Annotated in this window: 20 protein-coding genes and 1 tRNA gene; 20 read left to right on the forward strand and 1 reads right to left on the reverse strand. The window is 55.3% G+C overall.

The window, feature by feature from the left end; all coding sequences use genetic code 11:
• Positions 1-8 precede the first annotated feature (8 nt).
• The 20 genes from G438_RS11475 (at position 9) to G438_RS11490 (ending at position 15,518) form a co-directional block, all read left to right on the forward strand.
• Complete coding sequence (locus G438_RS11475) at positions 9-1,490, forward strand: cytochrome c biogenesis ResB family protein (protein ID WP_051259429.1); 1,482 nt, start codon at positions 9-11, stop codon at positions 1,488-1,490.
• A complete protein-coding gene (gene ccsB, locus G438_RS0108220) occupies positions 1,480-2,385 on the forward strand; it encodes a c-type cytochrome biogenesis protein CcsB (protein ID WP_026460912.1) in 906 nt (301 codons plus the stop codon). The genes G438_RS11475 and ccsB overlap by 11 nt, the downstream gene beginning before the upstream one ends.
• A complete protein-coding gene (locus G438_RS11480; RefSeq protein ID WP_051259430.1) occupies positions 2,378-2,992 on the forward strand; it encodes a TlpA family protein disulfide reductase in 615 nt (204 codons plus the stop codon). Before ccsB ends, G438_RS11480 begins: the two co-directional genes overlap by 8 nt.
• A gap of 185 nt (positions 2,993-3,177) precedes the next feature.
• Positions 3,178-3,498: a 50S ribosomal protein L21 gene (gene rplU / locus G438_RS0108230; protein WP_026460913.1), complete on the forward strand. Its 321-nt coding sequence runs from the start codon at positions 3,178-3,180 to the stop codon at positions 3,496-3,498.
• 35 nt (positions 3,499-3,533) lie between these two features.
• Entirely contained in the window at positions 3,534-3,794 is a 261-nt protein-coding gene (gene rpmA, locus G438_RS0108235; RefSeq protein WP_026460914.1) for a 50S ribosomal protein L27, read from the forward strand.
• Between the two features lie 89 nt (positions 3,795-3,883).
• Positions 3,884-5,407 (forward strand): GTPase ObgE, encoded by a 1,524-nt coding sequence (obgE, locus tag G438_RS0108240; RefSeq protein ID WP_026460915.1) that lies wholly within the window; start codon positions 3,884-3,886, stop codon positions 5,405-5,407.
• Positions 5,407-6,510: a glutamate 5-kinase gene (proB, locus tag G438_RS0108245; protein WP_034285708.1), complete on the forward strand. Its 1,104-nt coding sequence runs from the start codon at positions 5,407-5,409 to the stop codon at positions 6,508-6,510. Before obgE ends, proB begins: the two co-directional genes overlap by 1 nt.
• Before the next feature lie 32 nt (positions 6,511-6,542).
• Positions 6,543-6,866 (forward strand): SAV_915 family protein, encoded by a 324-nt coding sequence (locus G438_RS0108250; protein ID WP_240471043.1) that lies wholly within the window; start codon positions 6,543-6,545, stop codon positions 6,864-6,866.
• Entirely contained in the window at positions 6,863-7,156 is a 294-nt protein-coding gene (locus G438_RS0108255; RefSeq protein ID WP_026460918.1) for a hypothetical protein, read from the forward strand. Before G438_RS0108250 ends, G438_RS0108255 begins: the two co-directional genes overlap by 4 nt.
• The gene (locus G438_RS0108260; protein ID WP_026460919.1) at positions 7,153-8,382 is read left to right on the forward strand and encodes a hypothetical protein; all 1,230 of its coding nucleotides are present in this window, start codon (positions 7,153-7,155) and stop codon (positions 8,380-8,382) included. Before G438_RS0108255 ends, G438_RS0108260 begins: the two co-directional genes overlap by 4 nt.
• Positions 8,363-9,121, forward strand: coding sequence for a G protein-coupled receptor family protein (locus G438_RS0108265; RefSeq protein WP_026460920.1), 759 nt, complete (start codon positions 8,363-8,365; stop codon positions 9,119-9,121). The genes G438_RS0108260 and G438_RS0108265 overlap by 20 nt, the downstream gene beginning before the upstream one ends.
• Positions 9,122-9,136: 15 nt before the next feature.
• Positions 9,137-9,895, forward strand: coding sequence for a hypothetical protein (locus tag G438_RS0108270; RefSeq protein WP_131245858.1), 759 nt, complete (start codon positions 9,137-9,139; stop codon positions 9,893-9,895).
• A gap of 15 nt (positions 9,896-9,910) precedes the next feature.
• Positions 9,911-10,669: a hypothetical protein gene (locus tag G438_RS0108275; protein ID WP_131245860.1), complete on the forward strand. Its 759-nt coding sequence runs from the start codon at positions 9,911-9,913 to the stop codon at positions 10,667-10,669.
• A 15-nt stretch (positions 10,670-10,684) separates the two neighbouring features.
• Entirely contained in the window at positions 10,685-11,455 is a 771-nt protein-coding gene (locus tag G438_RS0108280) for a hypothetical protein (RefSeq protein ID WP_131245862.1), read from the forward strand.
• A 114-nt stretch (positions 11,456-11,569) separates the two neighbouring features.
• Entirely contained in the window at positions 11,570-12,853 is a 1,284-nt protein-coding gene (locus tag G438_RS0108285; RefSeq protein ID WP_026460924.1) for a glutamate-5-semialdehyde dehydrogenase, read from the forward strand.
• A gap of 1 nt (position 12,854) precedes the next feature.
• The gene (gene nadD, locus G438_RS11485; protein ID WP_084403205.1) at positions 12,855-13,547 is read left to right on the forward strand and encodes a nicotinate-nucleotide adenylyltransferase; all 693 of its coding nucleotides are present in this window, start codon (positions 12,855-12,857) and stop codon (positions 13,545-13,547) included.
• 96 nt (positions 13,548-13,643) lie between these two features.
• Entirely contained in the window at positions 13,644-14,045 is a 402-nt protein-coding gene (gene rsfS, locus G438_RS0108295) for a ribosome silencing factor (protein ID WP_026460925.1), read from the forward strand.
• On the forward strand, positions 14,042-14,761 hold the full coding sequence (locus G438_RS0108300) for a histidine phosphatase family protein (protein WP_051259431.1): 720 nt from the start codon (positions 14,042-14,044) through the stop codon (positions 14,759-14,761). The genes rsfS and G438_RS0108300 overlap by 4 nt, the downstream gene beginning before the upstream one ends.
• Before the next feature lie 178 nt (positions 14,762-14,939).
• A tRNA-Ala gene (locus G438_RS0108305) sits at positions 14,940-15,012 on the forward strand.
• Positions 15,013-15,152: 140 nt separating this feature from the next.
• Positions 15,153-15,518, forward strand: coding sequence for a VanZ family protein (locus G438_RS11490; protein ID WP_051259432.1), 366 nt, complete (start codon positions 15,153-15,155; stop codon positions 15,516-15,518).
• A 224-nt stretch (positions 15,519-15,742) separates the two neighbouring features.
• Here the strand turns inward: G438_RS11490 and G438_RS12090 are convergent, their stop codons facing one another.
• Complete coding sequence (locus tag G438_RS12090) at positions 15,743-18,391, reverse strand: exo-alpha-sialidase (protein ID WP_051259433.1); 2,649 nt, start codon at positions 18,389-18,391, stop codon at positions 15,743-15,745.
• Positions 18,392-18,443: the final 52 nt, after the last annotated feature.

The raw sequence follows: 18,443 nt of genomic DNA on the forward strand, positions 1-18,443 counted from the left end.
AGGGTGATATGAGTCATGAATTAGGGGCGCAGGTTGAGACTCCGGACGGGGTTGTGCCCGAGGGACATGTGCGTGTCACTGAACTCTTCCTATGGATCTATCGCCTGCTATATTCCAAAACCTTTGGTCTGTGCATCATTCTCCTCTTCGCCGTCATGGCCCTCGTTGGTTCGCTACTTCCGCAGATGAGTATTGCGGTGCGGGACTCCGAAGTGGCGCGTGAACAATTCCTGGCCCGACTCCGTCCCATCTACGGTGGATGGGTGCCTATCCTCGACACGCTTGGCGCCTTCCACATCTTCACGTCGATTGCCTTCTATGTCGTAGTTGCGGCCTTGGCGTTATCGATTATTGCCTGCACAACCCACCGCATCCCTGAACTTGTTGAACGTCAGTATCATCCGCGAACCCACGTGGCGCCTCGTTTCTTCGACAAAGCGCGATATCGTGCCACCATCGAAACTAGTGCGTCCCTTGAGCAGACGCGACGTATCGTTGAATCCACTGCACGCGCTGCGCAATGGCGTGTATTGCCCAGTGATAAGGACAGCGAGCGTGGGCTCTACGTTGACCAACACGCTTGGAGTGGCATTGGAACCGTTTTGGCGCACACAGCTTTCGTCCTCATACTTGGCGCATTCGTCATTTCATCAACCTACGGTGTCGACGAGGAAGTTATCGTGCCTGTAGGTAGCAGTGTTGACATCGGTCACGACACCGGTTTGGCGGTCTACGCCCATTCTTTTACAGATACGTACACTCCCGAAGGGCAGCCCCTTGATTACGTGTCGGATGTGTCGATTCTGCGGGGCGGCGAGGAAATAGACCGACAAGAAATCCGTGTGAATTCGCCAATGACTGTAGGCAAGTATCGCCTGCACCAGGCAAGTTTCGGACATGCCGTTGACATAGTTGCCACTAAAGGCGCCTCCCAGATCCTCTTCGAAGGTGCAGTGGCCCAAGCGTGGACAAGTGAAGATGGCCGTGACGTATATGGGCGCGTCGATCTATCAGATGGCACCATTGTCGTGGTTGCTACCGCGGCCTCGGGGCAGATGGATTCAACTATTCCTCCAGGTGTCGCGCTATTTGAAATACATGCAGACGAGTCCTCAGGTGCCGTTGCGCGCGGTCAAGCCTCCCAAGGTGCATCGGTGAGCGTTGGTGACTACACCTTCACGTTCGTGCGCGAACGGGAATACACGGCGTTCACATTGCGCCATGACCCTGGGGCAGTACTTATGTGGATTGCTTCAGCTTTGCTCATTATCGGCATGACAATCACTTTTGCCTTCCAATATCGTCGCGCATGGATTCGGATTGACGAGGCTGGGAATCCACAGCGCCAAGAGGTGCGATTAGGTGCCGTATCCCGTCTCGACCTCAGCTTTGAGAGGGCATTTAAGAACCTCGTTGCACGTATAGAAACTGAACTGCCTGGCGACTCCACGCCACATGGTACCGAGCAGGAGGAAAACGATGATCACTAGTGTGCAAATGCCTCAACTGGGCCAGCTCATGCTGACCATCGCTTTGGTTGCCGCCGTGGTAGCTCTCGTGTGTGATTTTGTGGTCGTGGCAGGTCGTCGCACGCCCCGCGCAGCAGGTAACACGCAAGGCGGCACTTCACAGGCAGCAGCGAAAGTTGCTACTGTGCGCGGCGAGAAACTTCCCAGTGGTCTTGCCTTTTTTGGCACCGGTTTCACTGCGTTGGCTGCGCTAATCCTTTTAACGTATCTGGCCATGCGTGCTTGGCTTACCGGTCATGGCCCATTTGCTAATCAACACGAATTTGCGGTGTCTTTCGCTGCTGGCATCCTCATGGCCTATCTTTTCGCAGAGTGGAGATATCGCATCCGCGCGCTATCTCTTGGCGTTCTCCCAGTGGTTATTGGCATGTTGGTGTATGCCAACAGCCTTGATATGGCAATTAAACCGTTGGTGCCCGCTCTGAAAAATAATTTGATGCTGACCCTGCACGTCGCATTCGCTGTGGCAGCATATGGGGCCGCATGCGTGAGTTTTGCAGCAGCCGTATTGCACCTCCTGCACCCCTATGTGAAGAAAGTGAAGATACTTCCCTCTCGTGATGTCCTTGACGATGTTGGATATAAGGCGGCGATGGTGACCTTCCCGTTGCTCACCATGATGATTGTCCTGGGTGCCGTTTGGGCAAATACTGCGTGGGGACGCTATTGGGGGTGGGATCCGAAGGAAACGGCAGCACTGGTGACGTGGCTGTTTTATGGCGCCTATCTTCACGCAAGAGTCACCCGAGGATGGCAAGGTACTCGCAGCTCATGGCTATTGATAATTGCCTTCGCCTCGGTTCTATTCGCCTACTTCGGCAACCATTTCTTTGGGGGGCTCCACTCCTATGGATAACGATTCTGGTGCGAGAGAGCAGTCACACAGTACCGCAACGCCGCAAAAGGTCTGGCCTCGTAACGTTGCTGTCCTCATTGGTGTTGTTGCGTTAGTCCTAGGTGCGATATGGCTAGGGAAATGGTGGCGCAGTTCCTCGGAAGGCATTTCGTCAGTCGAGGCTGGCGACGGTGCAGGTAGTGGCGTTGTCGTTGGTGACCCTGCGCCGACATTTACGGCCCGTGACCTGGACGGCAATGAGGTAACGAGTCAGAGCTTTGACGGCAAAGCAACGTGGATTATTTTCAACGCGACATGGTGTACCGACTGCCGGATTGAGGCCCCTGATATTCAGGCAATCTACGAGGCGCATAGTGTCGATCTCAATATTGTTGCCTTTTATGTCAATGATCGCGAGGATACTGTGCGTCAGTGGAGTCAGACCCTCGGTTTGAGTTATACGCAGGTCGTTGACGCCAATAGTGAGGCTGCTGCCGCCTACGGTGTTGCTGGTATTCCGCATCATGTATTTATCGACCCAACTGGCATTGTCGTCGACAGCTGGATTGGCGCATTGTCGCGTTCTCAGATGGATGAGAAAATAGGTGCGCTGCTTGCGCAGCAATAATTTGACTAGGCGATGCCCAGGTGTGGAATCGCACAGTCGAAATATGCGCTAAAAGTGTGCCTCAGCTTGCTTCTCGGGTGGGCTTTGGGCTAGATTTGATCGTCGGCGCACCGAGCGCCAACGGAATCACGTGTCGATATGTCGCAGTGTGACGTGTCGCGATTCCGTCCCGCATACCAAAAGAGATGAGCTTCAACGTGGTCTACGCGATCGTCAAGGCCGGCGGCCGACAGGAAAAGGTGTCCGTCGGTGACGTCGTCGTCGTCGACAAGCTGGCCGAGGAAATCGGTTCCAGCATCGAACTCCAGCCGCTGATGCTGGTCGACGGTGACACTATCACCGTTGATGGCGACAAGCTGAAGAAGGTCACCGTCAAGGCTGAGGTTGTGGATTCCGCTAAGGGTCCGAAGATCTCGATCATCAAGTACAAGAATAAGACCGGCTACCGTAAGCGCCAGGGTCACCGTCAGAAGATGTCGGTCATCAAGATCACTGAGATCGCCTGACAACTTTACGTTTTTACTAGAAAGTAGGTGCACTGATGGCACATAAGAAGGGCCTCGGTTCCTCCCGTAACGGTCGCGACTCCAACGCTCAACGCCTTGGTGTGAAGCGTTTCGGCGGCCAGGTAGTCAAGGCAGGCGAAATTATCGTCCGTCAACGCGGAACCCATTTCCACCCCGGTGAGGGTGTGGGTCGCGGCAAGGACGACACGCTTTTTGCTCTGCGTGCAGGCGCAGTAGAGTTCGGCATGCGCCGCAACCGTAAGGTTGTCAACATCGTGGAACCGGTTTCCGCCTGAAACCGGTCGATTCAAAGGGGCGTCCGGCGTAGCCGGACGTCCCTTTGCCATATAGAGTTCAACTATGGCCCACACGCTCAGGAGTAAATATGGCATCCTTCGTTGATCGCGTGACCATCCATGCCGCAGGCGGAAACGGCGGACATGGTGTTGCTTCGGTCAAACGCGAAAAATTCAAGCCACTGGGTGGGCCAGACGGTGGCGATGGAGGCAATGGCGGGTCCGTCATCCTTGAGGTAGACCCCAATGTCACCACCCTGTTGAGCTTCCACCGCAACCCGCACCAACGTGCCCAAAACGGTACGCCAGGTATGGGAGATTTCCGCCAAGGGAAGAATGGTGCGGATATTATCCTGCCTGTACCAGAGGGCACTGTCGTGAAAAGCTCCTCGGGCGAACTCCTTGCGGACCTCACCGGCGCGGGTACACAGTACGTGGTTGCTGAGGGTGGACGAGGCGGCCTCGGCAATGCCGCTTTGGCGTCAAAGGCCCGTAAAGCGCCTGGTTTTGCGTTGCTTGGCGAACCGGGCGAAGAACGTGACGTGGTCCTTGAACTGAAATCTGTTGCCGATGTTGCTCTTGTGGGCTACCCGTCGGCAGGTAAATCGTCACTTATTGCAGCAATGTCAGCTGCCCGCCCAAAGATTGCCGATTATCCATTCACGACCCTTATTCCTAACCTGGGGGTTGTCCAAGCAGGGGACAGCCGTTACACGATCGCTGACGTTCCGGGACTTATCCCAGGCGCGTCTCAAGGCAAGGGCCTTGGTCTGGACTTTTTGCGACATATCGAGCGTTGTGCGGTGATCGTGCATGTGTTGGACACGGCCACTTTTGAACATGATCGTGACCCGGTGTCTGATCTGAAGACTATCGAAGCTGAACTTAGCGCATACGAGGGTGACCTTGGCGCTGTTGAAGGATATGTCCCTCTGATGCAGCGTCCCCGCGTCATTGTTCTTAACAAAATTGACATCCCGGATGGGCGTGACCTTGCCGAGATCATGCGCAGTGAACTTGAAGCCTTTGGATGGCCCGTCCATGAAGTCTCCGCAGTTTCCCATGAGGGGCTTTCCTCCCTGTCCTATACGTTGGCGCGCCTCGTCGATGAGCAACGGGCTGCGTTGCCGCAGGTGAAGGCCCGCAAGATCATCCGCCCCTCAGCTGTTGGCGCAAAGGATACGATCACCGTCAAAGAAGCTAAGGTTGGTGCTGAAACCGTCTACCAAGTGCGCGGGCAGAAACCAGAACGTTGGGTGCGGCAAACTGATTTCACAAATGACGAGGCGGTGGGCTACCTTGCTGACCGTCTGGCTGCTGCCGGTGTTGAAGACCTGCTAATGAAAGCCGGGGCAGTGGCCGGTGACACCGTCATCATTGGCGAGCTGCATAACGGTGTGGTCTTTGACTGGGAACCAACACTGTCAACTGGACCTGAACTCCTGGGTAGCCGCGGCACGGACTTGCGTATTGACGCGAATCCTCGTGCAACCCGCAAGGAACGCAAAGAACGCTACCACGAGTCAATGGACGCCAAAGCTGCTGCGCGCGAAGAATTGTGGACTGAACGTATGGCGGGCAAATGGACCGACCCAGATGAAAGCACACGCTGATGAATACTGCGCTGGCGAAAGCACGTCGCATCGTTGTCAAAATTGGATCATCCTCACTGACCAGGCAAGATGGCGGCCTTGATCTCAATCGTATTGACGTAGTCGCACGACTTGCCGCGAAATGGCAGCGTTCAGGCCGTGAAATCGTTGTCGTTTCGTCGGGTGCGGTTGCTGCTGGCCTTGGGCCGCTTGGCCTTGAACGGCGTCCTCGGGACTTAGCGAATGTGCAGGCCGCAGCAGCCATGGGGCAGGGTCTGTTAGTGGCACACTGGTCCTCAGCCTTCCAAGCTCACCATCGACATGTTGCTCAGGTGCTGTTGACAACGCGTGACATTATGCGACGTGAACATTACACGAATGCGCGTAGCGCTATTGAACGCCTTCTGGCCTATAAGGTTGTGCCGATTATTAACGAAAATGATGCGGTGACAACACGCGAGGTCCGTTTCGGTGACAACGACCGCCTGGCAGCACATGTCGCCCAGCTTATTGCTGCCGATGTTCTGGTGTTACTTACTGACGTTGATGGCCTTTACACGGCACCTCCAAGCCAGCCGGGCGCGCGGCTTGTTGAGCGTGTGACCCATGCTGACGATCTTGAAGGGCTATTGGTGACCGGAGCAGGCTCAAAGGTTGGCTCGGGTGGTATGGCCACCAAAGTGCAGGCCGCCTCAATGGCAACTGCGGCTGGTATTGGCGTGGTGCTCACGTCCGCAGATGCCCTCGCTGATGTCCTTGCTGGTCGGCGCGTGGGTACATGGTTTGAACCCCATGCCCAGCGTCCGACCTCTCGGGCGCTGTGGATTGCACATGCCGCACATTCGCAGGGAGAAATTCTGGTTGATGCCGGTGCTGTCCGCGCGTTGACGGTGGGGAAGAAATCCTTGCTCGCCGCTGGTGTCGTTGGAGTGAAAGGGCACTTCGCTTCAGGTGATGTGGTTGATATCGTCTCTGATTGTGGTTTAGTGGGGCGCGGTATCACCTCCTATGACTCTGATACCGCCGCCCAGATCGCTGGTGTCCCCAGTGAAGAATTAGTTGCACGCGGTTGGGATAACCCGCGTCCGTTGATTCACCGTGACGATTTGGCGCTGCTCACCTGATATGGTTGCTGCGTTCGGTGGAAGGAGTATCTATGGGCGATGGCGCTGCCGCACCGGTCGGGATTGACGGCGAAGTCATGATCCCACCTGTGGTGTATCTTCCATCTACGGGTGCCTCAACGAAATATGGAGCAGAAGTGGAGCTGCGGACCACTCAAGATGGTCGCACTGCACTTCTTGCCTATACGGCGTTGGATCGGCTTTCGCGATGTTGCGGACCACACCAGCCGTGGGTGCTCTATCCCACTGATCGTCTGGGGGAACTTATGGAGGCTTGTCCTTTCGATGTTATTTACTTTGACATGGTAATTCCACCAGAAGCTCAACGTCCTTATGTGGGAGGTGAGCAGCAATGAGTGATTCCTTATTTGTCGATCAGGAAGTGCTGGGCATCATGGCACGGCGGCATCGTGATGTGGCAACCGAAATACAAGAGCACGCCAACCAAATGCCGACCTTTGTTGATGGTGGCATTGGTACGGCATACATACTGTTGACGACAGCGACCGTTGCAGCAGGTTTGGGTGACATTGCACGATGGTCGCAGGGGGCGGCTGACGCTATTGATCAGACAGTCGAGGATTTCGCTCAGGTGGATAGTACTATCGCTGACGCTGCTTCACAGATGCGGGGGAGCCTGCCGTGAATATCGTGCCCCACGTCCATGGTATTGATACCGAGATTGCTGGTGATGCTGCAACAGTTGATGACGTGGCTCGTTGGCTGACGGCATTGGGGAAATCTGCCAACTCTGCCCACATGTGGTTGAGTTCTGCTCGTGCTGGTAGTGAACTGGGGTGGGAAGGACTCGCTGGCGACGCTTATCGGTCGTTCGCAGAAAAATTACTGAAGGCGATCAGCGACTATGCTGATACCACCAGTGATGCAGCCGATATCATTGGGACCTTTGGTGACGAATTGTATTGGCAACAGCGCCGTATGTCAGAGTATCGCGCGCGTGCTGTCGACGGCGGCCTGGTGGTGAAGGGATTTGTGATTGAACAGCCTGCGCCGCCAGTGGATGTGCCCGCCCTTTCGCCATACGCCACAGTAGCTGAACGAGCGGCCCATCACGGACTGCTCGCGGCGGCTGAAGCGGCTGCTCAACGTCAGCGGTTGTATGAAGAGCTTGCCGCAGATGCTGCGCACACGCGATCCAGCTACGAATGGTGGGTTGAACAGTATCTGGTGCCAATGCAAGAGCGTGCCTACGAATTGGATTTAACTAGCACACTGCGGGATATTACAGCAGACTTTGCCACTTCCTTAGGTGAGAATCTTTTCGCAGTGCGCGCTGCAGAATTGCACGCAGGTGCTGAGGCGGCGATCAAGGCGGCGATGGAAAAGGGTATGCCGCCGCATTTGGCTCAGCGACTAAGGGTGCCTGGGCGTTTCTTATCAAATGCTGACGATGCGCTCGCAATGTCAAAGTGGATAAAAGGCGCGGGTATCGCGATAACCATTGGTTTCATTGGTGCTGATATTGCTGCGGGCGATTCGCCGTCAGGCGCGGTGCTTTCCGGTACAGCAGGTATGGCTGCGGCCGCAGCCGCCGTACCTGCAGTTGCAAGCATTACTTCCGGTATTGCTTCTTTCGTGCTCGGTGGGGGTGCTGCCGGAGCTGCGGCAATAGTGAGTGTGGCATTTCCGCCCGTTGTACTGGTATTCGTCGGTGCAGGTATTGCCTTCGCTGTGCGGTGGGCCTACGAAGAGTATGTGCCGCTAAGGGTACGCCGTGCCATTGACCGAGGTTTTTATGATGTGGGTCGTGCAATGGCTGACCTCAGTACGACCGCTTCATACGAAGGCCTCACGCCCGGCCACGGTAGCGCCTATAAGGAGATATTCGGTGATGGCAATGCAACGCGGTGATGATTTGGTTGATGAGGTTGTGCGTGACTGCGCTGAAGTTGACGAGATGCTTGCTAAGGGGGTGAAGACTATTGCGAAGGCTTTTGTGTTCTTCATAGGTGGTGGATTGTTTTTTATGGTGGCTACCTCAGCGTTTTATATTCCGCTGGCCTTTGTCCTGTTCGGAGTGCAGATTGCATCAATATATGTTGCTGTTCAGTGTCGTCCGTTATTGGTGTGGTATTTGGTGGGGGACACGGCCGAGACGCGGACACCAATTGTGTCGATTATTGCATCGGTGGCTGTGTACATTATGCAGGTTGGTATGGGTGTGTGTGGGGTGTTGGCGCTCTGGAATTGGCGGACTGAAGGTGCCTATAGGATTGCGGCTCTTTTCCTTGGTCTCTCTGTGTATGCGTTGTACCGTATGAGGTCCGTGCGTATTTCCTTGCGTCGTGCGCGTGTGGTGTTGACTGCGGATCGTTTTGTTGTGCATGGTGCTGATGGGTCGGTGTGTGATATGCGCTGGGAGGATTCGCCTCGGCTTGTGGGGATTGATCGTGTTGGTATGGGGGTGTTTGAGGATGCGGGGGGTGTGCGTCAGCGGGTGGCGTTAGTTTCACTGCCGCTTAAGCGTGTGGAGTTGCGTGACATTGTGGAGTTTTATGCGTCTCATCCGCATGAGCGTGCGCGTATTGCGTCTTCTGATGGTCTACAGCAGTTGTGCCGTCTTTGCGCCATCACACCAGCAGGACGCTGAGTTACTCCGAGGTGAATGAATATGCAACGTGGTGATGATTCGGTTGATGAGGTTTTGCGTGACTGCGCTGAAGTTGACCGGGAGTTTGCTAAGGGGGTGAAGACTATTGCGAAGGCTTTTGTGTTATTTGCTGGTGGTGGGTTGTTTTTTATTGTGGCTACCTCGTCGTTTTATATTCCGCTGGTCTCTATTCTGTTAGGGGTACAGATTGCATCAATATATGTTGCTGCTCAGTGTCGTCCGTTATTGGTGTGGTATTTGGTGGGGGATAGGGTTGAGGCGCGTGCACCGATAGTGTCGATTGTGGCATTAGTGGCCGTGTTTGTTATGCAGGTTGGTATGGGTGTGTGTGGGGTGTTGGCGCTCTGGAATTGGCGGACTGAAGGTGCCTATAGGATTGCGGCTCTTTTCCTTGGTCTCTCTGTGTATGCGTTGTATCTTTTGCGTTCTCAGCCTATTTCCTTGCGTCGTGCGCGTGTGGTGTTGACTGCGGATCGTTTTGTTGTGCATGGTGCTGATGGGTCGGTGTGTGATATGCGCTGGGAGGATTCGCCTCGACTCGTGGGGATTGATCGTGCTGGTATGGGGGTGTTTGAGGATGCGGGGGGTCTGCGTCAGCGGGTGGCGTTAGGTTCACTGCCGCTTAAGCGTGTGGAGTTGCGTGACATTGTGGAGTTTTATGCGTCGCATCCACATGAGCGTGCACGTATTGCTTCTTCGGATGGTCTACAGCAGTTGTGCCGTCTTTGCGTCATCACACCAGCAGGACGCTGAGTTACTCCGAGGTGAATGAATATGCAACGTGGTGATGATTCGGTTGATGAAGTTTTGCGTGACTGCGCTGAAGTTGACCGGGAGTTTGCTGGTTGGGTGAAGTCGGCGGCGACGCTTTTTGTGTTATTTGCTGGTGGTGGGTTGTTTTTTATTGTGGCTACCTCGTCGTTTTATGTTCCGCTGGCCTACATTCTGTTAGGAGTACAGATTGCATCAATGACCATCGCTAATCGGTGTCGTCCGTTATTGGTGTGGTATTTGGTCGGAGACAGGGTTGAGGCGCGTGCACCGATAGTGTCGATTGTGGCATTGGTTACCATGTTTGTTATGCAGGTTGGTATAGGTGTGTGTGGGGCGTTGGCGCTCTGGAATTGGCGGACTGAAGGTGCCTATAGGATTGCGGCTCTTTTCCTCGGTCTCTCTTTGTATATCTTGTACCGTATGCGGTCCGTGCGTATTTCCTTGTGTCGTGCGCGTGTGGTGTTGACTGCGGATCGTTTTGTTGTGGTGGACGCTGGTGGGGTGATGTGTGATATGCGCTGGGAGGATTCGCCTCGGCTTGTGGGGATTGATCGTGCTGGTATGGGGGTCTTCGAGGATGCTGAGGGTCTGCGTCAGCGGGTTTCACTGAGTACGTTGCCGCTTAAGCGTGTGGAGTTGCGTGACATTGTGGAGTTTTATGCGTCGCATCCACATGAGCGTGCACGTATTGCGTCTTCTGAGGGTCTACAGCAGTTGTGCCGCCTTTGTGCAATCACACCAGCAGGACGCTGAGTTACTCCGAGGTGAGTGAATATGCAACGCGGTGAGGATTCGGTTGCTGAGGTTTTGCGTGACTGTGCCGAGGTTGACGGGATGCTTGCTGGTTGGGCGAAAACTGTAGTCTTGCTCTTTGGATTATGCACCATCGGCGGGCTGTTTATTATTGTACTTTCCTCGGCGTTTTACGTTCCGCTGGCCTTTATATTGACCGGTGTGCTGATTGTGCTTATGTCGATCGCTGCTCGGTGTCGTCCGTTATTGGTGTGGTATTTGGTCGGGGACAGGGTTGAGGCGCGTGCGCCGATAGTGTCGATTGTGGCATGGGTGGTGGTGTTTGTATTGGTGGTTGCTATGGCTGTGTGTGGGGTCTTGGCATTGTGGAATTGGCGGACTGAAGGTGCTTTTGGGGTAGCAACTTTATATGTCTTTTTCTCTGTGTCTTTCCTATACGCCATGCGTTCTCAGCGTCTTTTCCGCTTTCGTGCGCGTGTGGTGTTGAGTGCGGATCGTTTTGTTATACATGGTGCTGATGGTTCGGTGTGTGATATGTGCTGGGAGGATTCGCCTCGGTTTGTGGGGATTGGTCGTGGTGGTATGGGGGTGTTTGAGGATGTTGGGGGTGTGCGTCAGAGGGTTTCGTTGATCATGTTGCCGCTTAAGCGTGTGGAGTTGCGTGACATTCTGGAGTTTTATGTGTTGCATCCGCATGAGCGTGCGCGTATTGCGTCTTCTGATGGTCTACAGCAGTTGTGCCGTCTTTGTGCAATCACACCAGCAGGACGCAACGGCACACAATGATAGGCGGCCAATAACGTTGCCTTGCTGATGGGGATAACGCCATGTGCACAAGCAGATATTTCCCATGGAGAACGTCACCTGCAGTAACTGGTGCCGCTGTGCGAAGATGGGGACATGGATACCTTAGCGGCTGATATTTCAGACATCACGTCGGCTGCGCGCCGCGCTGCGCGTCACCTGGCAACGGCCACCACGAAACAGAAAAACGACGCCCTCGAAGCGATTGCTGTTGCCGTTCTTGAGCGCGCCGACGAAATTATCGCCGCCAATGCCCTTGACTTGGAACGAGGCCGTGCTGACGGCATGAACGACGGCCTCCTTGACCGCCTCGCTCTTGACTACACGCGGCTGCGCGCCATCGCCTCGGCAGTGCGCGAGGTAGCCGCGCTACCCGACCCCGTCGGTCGCGTCGTACGCGGACTAAACACAGAAGGTGGCCTACGTGTCACTCAGGTCGCAGTCCCCATGGGGGTCGTCGGCATGATCTACGAAGCTCGCCCCAATGTGACGATTGACGCAGCCTCCCTCGCGCTCAAATCAGGTAATGCTGTAATCCTGCGAGGCGGCAGCGCCGCCGAAGCGTCCAACCGCATCATTATTGACGTGATGCGTGATGCGTTGACATCAGTGGGCTTACCGCGGGACCTGATTGCCACAGTTGATCCTTGGGGTCGAGCCGGTGCGCGAGCAATGATGACAGCCCGCGGCCAGATCGACGTTCTCATTCCACGCGGTGGTGCAGGCTTAATCAATACCGTCGTTGAAGAATCAAAAGTGCCGGTGATTGAAACAGGGACCGGTAATTGCCACGTGTACGTCGATTCAGGTGCCGACCTAACAGCAGCCGAAAACATCGTCATGAACGCAAAAACGCAACGTGTAGGTGTGTGTAATGCAGCAGAAACCCTGTTGGTACACGCAGATGAGGCAGAAAGATTCCTTGCCTCAGCACTCACACGCCTCACCACGGCAGGGGTGACGATTCACGGTTGTGAACGCACGATGACCATCGTCGACACTGTTTCAGGTATTGACGCTGATATGGTGACCGCGGCAACTGAAGACGACTGGGCGAAAGAATACCTGTCAATGGATCTGGCCGTGAAAGTTGTCGACAGTATTGACGACGCCATTGAACATATTCGCCATTACTCGTCAGGACACACTGAAGCCATTTGCACCGCGTCGCTGACCTCAGCACGGAGATTCCGCACTGAATTGGATTCGGCGGCTGTCGCGATTAATGCCTCAACGCGCTTTACTGACGGCGGTCAACTGGGCTTGGGCGCAGAGATCGGTATTTCCACGCAGAAACTCCACGCGCGCGGCCCAATGGGTCTTGAAGAGTTAACCACCACGACGTGGATTATCGAGGGTGAAGGAACGGTTCGGCCCTAAGATGCGTGTAGTCAACAGGGGAGTGGTCACCGGAACTCGACCACCGCGCGGAAAGCGCGACCATAAAGATCGGCGTTCAGTTGGCATTATGGGTGGTACCTTCGACCCAATCCATCACGGACACCTCGTTGCAGCCAGCGAAGTAATGGACGTTTTCGACCTTGACGAGGTAGTTTTCGTCCCCACGGCTATGCAACCTTTTAAAGAAGGGCGTTCGGTGACACCCGCCGAGCACCGTTACCTGATGACGGTGGTTGCGACCGCGTCGAACCCGCGTTTTTCGGTGTCACGGGTCGATATTGACCGAGGTGGGATCACATATACCGTCGATACCTTAGCTGACCTGAGACCCTTGTACCCTGACGCAGATTTCTATTTCATCACCGGTGCTGACGCCCTCGCGCAGATCGTAAAATGGAAAGATTCTGAGACACTCTTTGAGACCACGCATTTTATTGGTGTGACTCGTCCAGGTCATAAACTTGATGCCACAGGCTTACCGCGCGCGTCGGTTTCCTTGCTGGAAGTGCCCGCTATGGCAATCTCTTCAACGGATTGCCGCAGCCGCGTTGAACAGGGGAAACCCGTGTGGTACCTCGTGCCCGATGGTGTTGTCCAATATATTTCCAAACATGGGCTCTACCGGCCCGGACAGGAACCTACGTTGACCGCGGTCAATGGTAACGGGCAATGACCTGCATTTAGGTAGTCGCCCGGTCGCCGTTGACGCTTGCCGCACAATATTGGGTTCACCTACCCACGCCTCGACAATATTTCGGAACGGAGATCTATGACCTGCGCAGATAGCACCCGTGAACTTGCCCAACTGGTGGCCAAAGCAGCTGATGACAAGCTGGCAAATCGTCCCGTCCTCGTTGACGTGTCATCTCGCCTTGGCTTGGCTGAGGCCTTTGTTGTGGCGTCAGCACCGAGCGCACGGCAGGTGAAGGCTATCGCCGAGGAAATCATGGATGTGGTGGCTCGTGAATGCGGCTACCGTCCCGCCCACATTGAAGGACGTACGGAAGCGCGGTGGGTGTTGCTCGACTATGGAGATCTCGTTGTTCATATCCTTGTTGACGATGACCGTGACTATTACGCATTGGAAAGCCTGTGGGGTGATTGTCCGGTGACCGCATTGATTGACGTTGTCCCGTCACCAGCGCTGCTCGGAGCAGGGGGTACGCGATGAGGATAGGTGCTCGTCGTGTCGTTTTCCTTCGGCACGGACAAACAGATTTCAACGTGGATCGACGCTTCCAGGGGGTTATTGATAAGCCGCTTAATGATCGAGGACGGCTTCAAGCTCAGCAGGCAGCAACGCTATTTCCTGATTGGCTTGCCACACGTGCCACGCAGGTGTCCTTTTCAGAGGTGCCCACCTTGTCGCGGGAGGTGAAAGTTATTTCATCGCCGCTGAGCCGTGCCTTTGAGACGGCGTCTATTGTGGCGGCTGGCTGCACGCAGGCTGGCCTTACCGTTGGTCAGCTCGCTACGGATAGCCGATTGATCGAACGTTCCTACGGGGTGATGGAGGGCCTCACCGTTGCCGAGGCTGAGGGTGCGTACCCGCAATGGTTCCAACAGTGGCGTGAAACCGGAGAATGCTTAGAGGCTGACATCGAGGACTCGGCACTTGTGGGACGCCGGATGGTCGAGGCGGCCACCGAGTACGCATCCGAGGGTGCCGACGGCAGTGCGTTGCTGGTCGTTGGTCACGGTTCAGCAATCACCCGAGCAGTGATTACGATGCTGGGCTTGTCGCCGCTGACATTCGATGCACTACGAGGCTTAGAGAACTGTCACTGGAGTGAATTGGTACATGTTGGTGGCGGCGGCTCAGGTGCCTCCGGTGCTCCCGCTTGGCGTTTAGCGGCGCACAATGTCGGTGCCTCGATATGTGCGTAGTGCTGTCCGATAGTGGTGACCTACCGCGGGGAAACGAAAGCACTGCAGCTTCAATGAGGCAGAACTGCATGCCGAAAGTGACAGTGTGGTGCGCGGCATAGCTGTCGATTTTGCAGCTCGGTCCATATGCCGCTATCCTTGTTGAGTCGCCGCGCGAGAGCGCACAGACAAAACCTTCGGGGCTATGGCGCAGTTGGTAGCGCGCTTCCATGGCATGGAAGAGGTCAGGGGTTCGAATCCCCTTAGCTCCACTCTTGGCACCTCACAACATGTGTCCTCTTCAGATGGTTCGTTGTGAGGTGTTTTTGTTGCGGAATGCGCTGTGCTGCACGGACTGTAGGGTGATCATATGCTCCGAGCCTCCGCCTCCAGTGCGCGTTAGACTGGCGCCGTGCGTTTTTCCTATTTCTGGGTTGGTCTTGCCGTTGTTATGAATGCCGGATTCTTTCTGCCGAAGGTTCCCGGTGCTGGCTTGTCCCAGGGGTTTGACCACGCAGACAAAGTGGTGCATCTGCTGATCTTCGCCTTTACCGCATGGGCGCTGATGCTACTTACGCGCTACACCCAGACCGCATTTGCCCGCTGCGCGATACTTTTACTTGTGTGGGCGTGCGCTGTGGAGATGATCCAGCACTTCTTGCCGAGGCGCTCCGCCGATTTTGTTGACATCCTTGCCGATGCAGGGGGCATTATTCTTGGGCTGGTTCTTGCTTATTTCACGCATAAGGTGTTGTCGCGAGCAGCGTCGGGCCGCTAGGGAAACCTCCTTCAGTATTACACGCGCAAGGTGGACTTTTGTGTTCGATAATGGGCCAATTATCCGATTACGTGGTGCTTTTTGCCGCCGAGGTGAGGGTAAAGGCAAGGCTGTAGTCTGACCAGGGCAATAAAAGGGGGGTGGATCCTTGTGCGTTGCGCACTAAGATCCACCCGCCTCTTATGTACATGGCCCATGAAATGGGGGCATAGGCCACGTGGTTCTTATTGCTTGCGGCGGTGACGTAATAGGAGGCCACCGCCTAGTGCCACGAGCGCGATGACGGCAATGCTAGCTGCGGCGGTGCCAGTTCGAGCCAAAGTCCGAGTATTCGTCGATTGTGTTGCAATCGGACGGCCAATAGGCTGGCCTTGCTGGCCTTGCTGGCCTTGCTGGCCTTGCTGGCCTTGCTGGCCTTGCTGGCCTTGCTGGCCTTGCTGGTCGGTGTCGGGCGTGTCTTGCTTGGCAGCGCTTACAGTAAAGGTAGCGTCGGCGTGTTCAAGGCCCTCTATTGAGGCCCGATAGTCACCGAGCTCAGCATCTGCTGGCACCTCCCAATGTGTCGAGGCGACCCCCGCTTCGTTTGCGGATACGGAAGGCAATGCGAGCAGTGTTGCCTCGCCTCGTCGCACAACGAAGGTAACGTCGCGGCCTGCAGGTAAGCCGTGTGCTGAAATTTCCACCGTCTGGCCAGGGCTCAATGATGTGGGCGAGGCATGTAGGGTCACCTTCGATGGGTCTATGGAGCGGAGTCCATAGAAACGAATCTCTGCTGCGGCAGCATTGGTCCCACCCGAGGAGGACGTTTGCTCACTGGTGACGTGGATTTTCACGCAGTTAACGCCTGCGCTCGCAGCAGGTGAAAGTGTCAATGCACTAAAGGTATCGCGTTGGTATGCCAACTGTCCCTCACCTACGACCGTCCACGTGATGCCCTCATCGGTGCAGTGTGCCGCACCGTTGATACGTGCCACTGAAACTGCGTAATCTTTAAAAGCACCATTGCGCAAGTCGCGCTGAGGAGGAAGATACGTCACTTTTGTCAGGTCGTGCCTCTGTTTCAAGGTAGCAATGATGACGTGGTTATTGATAATTGTCGAAGGCTTATTGCGCCACTGGGAATGCCAGAATGTTTGAATATCGCCATCAACGGCATGTTCGATGAGTCGCTTCTCTACCTCGTCTTGTGAATTCGACCAGATATCGAAGTTTTCACGTGCAATACGCGTCTCATCTGTGATAGTGAGCGTGACCTTTGCTGTGGCCACTGAATGATCAGTTCCCGTAAAGCGCAAAGTCAAAGGGTAGGCGCCATCCATGGCATCAGCAGGTATTGTCACCTGCACAGGGATGCGTGCGCTGTTGTCCGCGCTGACATGTACCGGCTCTGCTTTCCACGAGGCGGGCAAGTCCTCCACGGTGATGGTTCCTTCAGTGTTGCCTGATGTACTTGCCACGGTGGCGGTGAACTCGGCACGTGCAGGGAGGCTTTTTACCTCAACGTTATTGACTGTCATTGAAGCGCAGGCTTGACCGAGCCATCCCAGTCCGAAGGAGCGGTAGAAGATTCCTTTTTCTTTATGTGTTCCTTGTCCGTCTTCCGTCAGTAGCCCAATACGTCCGTCGTGCTGCACTGTGATGGTCGCATATCCTGTGGAGTCTTCATTGAATACTTTGTGAATTGGCCATGTCTTACCGTTGTCGCATGACATCCAGATGGTGCCGCGGTGGCGGTTGTTGTTATCGTGCCAGACCTGGGCATTGGCGAAAAGAAGGACCTGTGAACGGGGATCTTCTGGTGCGGCATTGGGGAAGGCTCTGACGGGTTGCCCATTGGTTTTAGCGTCCGTAATGTCGCTGATGCGTTGGAGGTTGTTCCAGGTGGCGCCACCGTCAAACGACTCGGCTTGCCAGCGTACCCCACTGCCGTGCCGCGTGCGGTCACGCGAGTTCAGGAGGAGTGAACCGTCGGAACGTTCAACGACTTTATTTTCATCCATATCGGCACCGATGGTGGAGCCGGCACGCCAGGTTGTTCCGTGATCGTCGGAGTACAGTGAGAAGGCTTCCTGTGCGCCGCCATGTCGCTTAGCCAGCGTAAACTGTTGGACAAGGCGGCCCTTGTATTGACCGTGGCGAATCTGAATGCCTTGGCCAGAGGCGGCGAACCGCCATGCAATACTGGGGTCAGGGGTGACCGTGCTGGTAATAATGCGACGCTCCCAGGTTTTCCCGTCGTCGCGGGAAGTGGCAAGTTCTGCTTGGATGACCTTGCGGTTACTGTGATCGTTGCCTGCAACCGATTCTTGTATCCCTGCTTCGTAACTACGAACGTAGAAGGTGAAGATATTGCCGGTGTTCCAGTCAACGACGTAGGACGGGTCGGAGCACCCATTTATTTGAGTCCAGTCGCCAACGGGATTGCCATCGCATATATTGCCGTCAGGCGCCCAGGTTTTCCCGCCGTCGCGTGAGCGGAATTGACGAATGGAGTTGGGGTTGGGGGAGTCCTCCCCGTTTTTCCATTGGGCACTTAGGCGTTCATGCCAGGATTGTCCGTTAAATCCTTCGCCGGTATTGCGGCCATATTTCGTACTATTGGCGCTGATTGGGCGCTCATCGAATGCGGCGATGAGGTCGCCGCCCGGCGTGGCGGTAATAGCAGGTATTCGATAGTTGACTCGTGTGGGGTCCTGTTCGGCGAGCGCGTAAGGCGCGCTCATCGTCGTATCCATTGCCGAGGCGGAGGGGGGTTCGCTTGAAGTGGCATGGGATGTGCCGGGGGTGGCAACAGCGATGCTTGTGAGTATTGCTGTAGCAATGAGTGTTGAAACAGTGAAATTGTGACGGCTGTTTTCAGCATGTCGTGTCATGCGTCCTCCTTGACGTGTCTCAAAAGCACAAGGCGTAAGATGTCTGACAAGT

Source organism: Schaalia suimastitidis DSM 15538 (assembly GCF_000429105.1).
Classification (GTDB): Bacteria; Actinomycetota; Actinomycetes; order Actinomycetales; family Actinomycetaceae; genus Pauljensenia; species Pauljensenia suimastitidis.

Excerpts from the sequence above, each read along its gene's own strand:
- G438_RS11475 (WP_051259429.1), top strand. The coding sequence starts at position 9 with ATGAGTCATGAATTAGGGGCGCAGGTTGAGACTCCGGACGGGGTTGTG.
- ccsB (WP_026460912.1), top strand. The coding sequence starts at position 1,480 with ATGATCACTAGTGTGCAAATGCCTCAACTGGGCCAGCTCATGCTGACC.
- G438_RS11480 (WP_051259430.1), top strand. The coding sequence starts at position 2,378 with ATGGATAACGATTCTGGTGCGAGAGAGCAGTCACACAGTACCGCAACG.
- rplU (WP_026460913.1), top strand. The coding sequence starts at position 3,178 with ATGAGCTTCAACGTGGTCTACGCGATCGTCAAGGCCGGCGGCCGACAG.
- rpmA (WP_026460914.1), top strand. The coding sequence starts at position 3,534 with ATGGCACATAAGAAGGGCCTCGGTTCCTCCCGTAACGGTCGCGACTCC.
- obgE (WP_026460915.1), top strand. The coding sequence starts at position 3,884 with ATGGCATCCTTCGTTGATCGCGTGACCATCCATGCCGCAGGCGGAAAC.
- proB (WP_034285708.1), top strand. The coding sequence starts at position 5,407 with ATGAATACTGCGCTGGCGAAAGCACGTCGCATCGTTGTCAAAATTGGA.
- G438_RS0108250 (WP_240471043.1), top strand. The coding sequence starts at position 6,543 with ATGGGCGATGGCGCTGCCGCACCGGTCGGGATTGACGGCGAAGTCATG.
- G438_RS0108255 (WP_026460918.1), top strand. The coding sequence starts at position 6,863 with ATGAGTGATTCCTTATTTGTCGATCAGGAAGTGCTGGGCATCATGGCA.
- G438_RS0108265 (WP_026460920.1), top strand. The coding sequence starts at position 8,363 with ATGGCAATGCAACGCGGTGATGATTTGGTTGATGAGGTTGTGCGTGAC.
- G438_RS0108270 (WP_131245858.1), top strand. The coding sequence starts at position 9,137 with ATGAATATGCAACGTGGTGATGATTCGGTTGATGAGGTTTTGCGTGAC.
- G438_RS0108275 (WP_131245860.1), top strand. The coding sequence starts at position 9,911 with ATGAATATGCAACGTGGTGATGATTCGGTTGATGAAGTTTTGCGTGAC.
- G438_RS0108285 (WP_026460924.1), top strand. The coding sequence starts at position 11,570 with ATGGATACCTTAGCGGCTGATATTTCAGACATCACGTCGGCTGCGCGC.
- nadD (WP_084403205.1), top strand. The coding sequence starts at position 12,855 with ATGCGTGTAGTCAACAGGGGAGTGGTCACCGGAACTCGACCACCGCGC.
- rsfS (WP_026460925.1), top strand. The coding sequence starts at position 13,644 with ATGACCTGCGCAGATAGCACCCGTGAACTTGCCCAACTGGTGGCCAAA.
- G438_RS0108300 (WP_051259431.1), top strand. The coding sequence starts at position 14,042 with ATGAGGATAGGTGCTCGTCGTGTCGTTTTCCTTCGGCACGGACAAACA.
- G438_RS12090 (WP_051259433.1), bottom strand. The coding sequence starts at position 18,391 with ATGACACGACATGCTGAAAACAGCCGTCACAATTTCACTGTTTCAACA.